The sequence below is a fragment of the Cetobacterium sp. ZWU0022 genome (genome assembly GCF_000800875.1).
Taxonomy (GTDB): Bacteria; Fusobacteriota; Fusobacteriia; order Fusobacteriales; family Fusobacteriaceae; genus Cetobacterium_A.
The window spans coordinates 1-3,367 of the sequence record NZ_JRJZ01000005.1 but is presented as its reverse complement, the minus strand read 5'-3'; the positions used below and the strand labels follow the sequence as shown (position 1 = coordinate 3,367).

Annotated in this window: 1 protein-coding gene, 1 tRNA gene and 1 riboswitch; both genes read right to left on the bottom strand. The window is 25.9% G+C overall.

The window, feature by feature from the left end; genetic code table 11:
- Window positions 1-130: 130 nt before the first annotated feature.
- Window positions 131-2,908, bottom strand: a complete 2,778-nt coding sequence (locus L988_RS00205; protein ID WP_047380373.1) for an EAL domain-containing protein — start codon at window positions 2,906-2,908, stop codon at window positions 131-133.
- A gap of 90 nt (window positions 2,909-2,998) precedes the next feature.
- A riboswitch (cyclic di-GMP riboswitch) is annotated at window positions 2,999-3,074 on the bottom strand.
- Window positions 3,075-3,217: 143 nt separating this feature from the next.
- A tRNA-Thr gene (locus tag L988_RS00200) sits at window positions 3,218-3,293 on the bottom strand.
- Between the last annotated feature and the right edge of the window lie 74 nt (window positions 3,294-3,367).

Genomic DNA, 3,367 nt, shown 5'->3' with positions numbered 1-3,367 from the left:
ATCTTTATCCCTTTTCAAAGAACTGGACCTATTTTTCATCTTTAGTTAACAGATTCTTTAATTTTATAAAGTTATTATACTCTATTTTTTTAAATCTTTAAAACATTTCAAAAAAAATAGAGCCAAAGCTCTATTTTACTGTTATAAATTTTAAAAACTCTTTCAATCTCAAAGCTTTACTATATAAAAAACCTTGTCCTATATCAACGTTATTATTTTTTAAAAATCCTAATTGATAATCGTTTTCTATTCCTTCAGCTACAATCTTAAATCCTAGACCCTTTACTAACTTTATCAAATTTTGATAAACATATCTAGAACTTGCCCCCTCTTCTTTAACCATATCCAAAATAGATTTATCAAACTTTATAGTATCAACATCTAATATTCCCAATAATGCTATTGATGAATTTCCAGCTGTAAAGTCATCTATCGAAACTGTAATGTCCTTATCTTTCAACACTTCTATTTTTTCTTTGATTGTTAATACATTTAATGCTAATATTGACTCTGTTAATTCAATCTCTAAATTTATACCAGAAATTCCTATTTTTTGCATTAAATCAAATATAGTTGATATAAAGTCATCTCTTTCGAAGGTTTGAAGTGAAACATTAAAAGATAATTTTAATTTTTTTTCATTTAACGCCTCTTCATATCTTTTCAAAAAATTCATAGTTTCTTCTGCCATTAAATAATCCACCAAATGTATTTTCTTTAATTCTTCAAACATTGGAATGAACTCTGCCGGAGAAATAAATCCTAATTCGTTGGTTTCCCATCTTGCTAAAACTTCTGCTCCAACAACCTCTAGTGTTTTAACATCAAACTTCGGTTGGAAAACCGGATACATACCTCTGATATTTTTCTCATTAATTAATTTTTTTATTTTATTTTTTCTTTCTATCTTCTCTATAAGTAATTTATCAGCCTTCGTTATTAAAATTTTTTCTTGCTGATATCTCTCATTATTATCAATTATTTCTAAATATTTAAAAATACTTTCAACACTTTCATTCTTACACTTTTTCAAATATGCTATTCTAATCTTATTTTTTATTTTATACTCTTTCTCAAATCCTAATTTTACAATCTCACTTTTTATAAGTTTTGTTAATTTTTCGATATCATCAACTTTTGCAAATATATAAAATTTATCTCCAGCAACTTTGTATATTTTAAACTCTGAACACTCTCTTGCTAATATTCGAACTAGCAAATTCGATATCTCTAATATCACATCATTTCCGATTCTCCAACCTAAATAGTTATTTATATATTTAAGCATACTCAAATTAATCTTTAAACACTGTCCTTCTTTTGTAAAAAATACATCTGCTTCGTTTAAATATGTAAAATAATTAGGTAATTTAGTTAATTTGTCTTTTAAAAAATCTTGATTCTTCTTATTTTTATAGTAAATTTCAAATATGCTATAAAAAACAAAAGCTAAAAAAACTGCACTCAATATGAACTTACCTATATTCTCTTTTTTTCGATTTATTATTTCCTCATAACTATTTTTTTCTTCGCTTTCAATTCCTTTTCTGATTATCTCATCTGTATCTCGACTTGCTCCTAAAGCTTTTTCAATTATATCCCTCAAAACATAATCTTTTGGATGAAATGCGAAACTAACAGGAAACTTATCTCTCTCAATACAAAGACTCCATTCAGAGACATTAATAATATTATAACTCAAAATTATATTTATCTTTTTTTCAGTTAATGCTTTCATTAATTCTTTATAATTTTTATAGAATCTTATATTTTTTTGATTGTAGTGTATTTTGGCATAACTCTCTTCGAAGCTTTCCTTTACAACACCTATTAACATTTCGTCTTTCATTTCTACTCTCTTCAATCCATGAACTTCATATAAAATAACTTCCTCTAAATTTGAAGTAAAAATATACTTTTTCATTCTTTCATTTGTTTTTATCATTGGAAGCATTCTTATTTTCCCTTGATCAAACAAATTTAAAAGCTCTTCCCAGCTACTTTGAGGTTTATTTTGAATTTTAAAATTCATTCCTGTGAAAAAAGAAAATTTTTTTAAAACTTCAGGTAAGGCACCTAAATACTCTTTATCATTTTGTAAATAATAACTCCATTTCTGCTCAGATTCTAAACCAGTCAAAATAATCTGGTTTTTTTCTATGAATTCTTTCTCTTCAAGATTAAGTGATTCTAAAAATTGTTTTTTTTCTTCTTCGCTATTTTTTTTATAAAAAAATTGTGTTAACTCACTTAAATACTTCTCTTTTATAGCATTATTTAAAATAGGTAGTAATTTTTCATTTTTTAAACTAATTCCTAATGCTATTCTTGGAAGCTCAGCAATCCTCATTCTATTTTCATACTTCAAGGCTTCTAATTTCGGAAGTAGTTTTGCTTTTTTTACTTTTTTTGCTTTCAAGAGTTTGCTATTATCTTGAAGTAAAACTTTTGAATTTGCAATCAAATAAAACTTAAAAACTTCATCATATAATTCACTTCCTAAAACATCTTCATTTTTTAAAGATTTCAAATCAATCTCTAAATCTTCTGATACTAAATATAACTCCTCTTTGTAAAAAGGAATTGAAAAAATTATATTACTCATTACTTTATTATTTATATATACTCCGCCTAGAATTTCGTTTTCATCTATTCCACGAACATCATCCATAGATACATATTTAACTTCTAAATCCAACCCCAAATACTCCTCAAACATTTCGATTATAATATCATTAAATGTCTGATTATTATCTTTTCTATTTTTATACTCTTTATCATCTAAGTATAAAAATATCTTCTCTTTTTTATATAAGTCTAAAATCTCTTTTTCCGACTTTGTTTTAGGAATGTAACTTCCTTTTGCAAAACAAAATATGGTTAAAAGAAAAAATAAAAATATTTTCATTAAAATTCTCCTTTATTTATCTTCAAAGAAATTTTGAACTATGGTTTTATTTTTTTATATTAATAATAAAAAAAGTTGCAGTAAAAATTTTACTGCAACTGGCTGCCATTTTACAGGCCCTATAGCTTTGCGTCATAAAGTTTCCTTTATTTTGCCTATATTCTTCAAGTACTTTTTAGAAACTTTTCTATGTGAAATACATCTAAAAATAGTATATTATATAGACAAGGATAAGTCAATCTCAATATTCTAACCCTTTTTATCCAAAAAATTAAAAAAAACTCCATAATATGGAGTTAAATATCTAAATGGTGCCGCTTATCGGAGTCGAACCAATTACCTACTGATTACAAGTCAGTTGCTCTACCAGGTGAGCTAAAGCGGCTTGTAAATAAAAAAATGGTGGTGAGAGAAGGATTCGAACCTTCGAAGGCAGAGCCGTCAGATTTACAGTCTGAT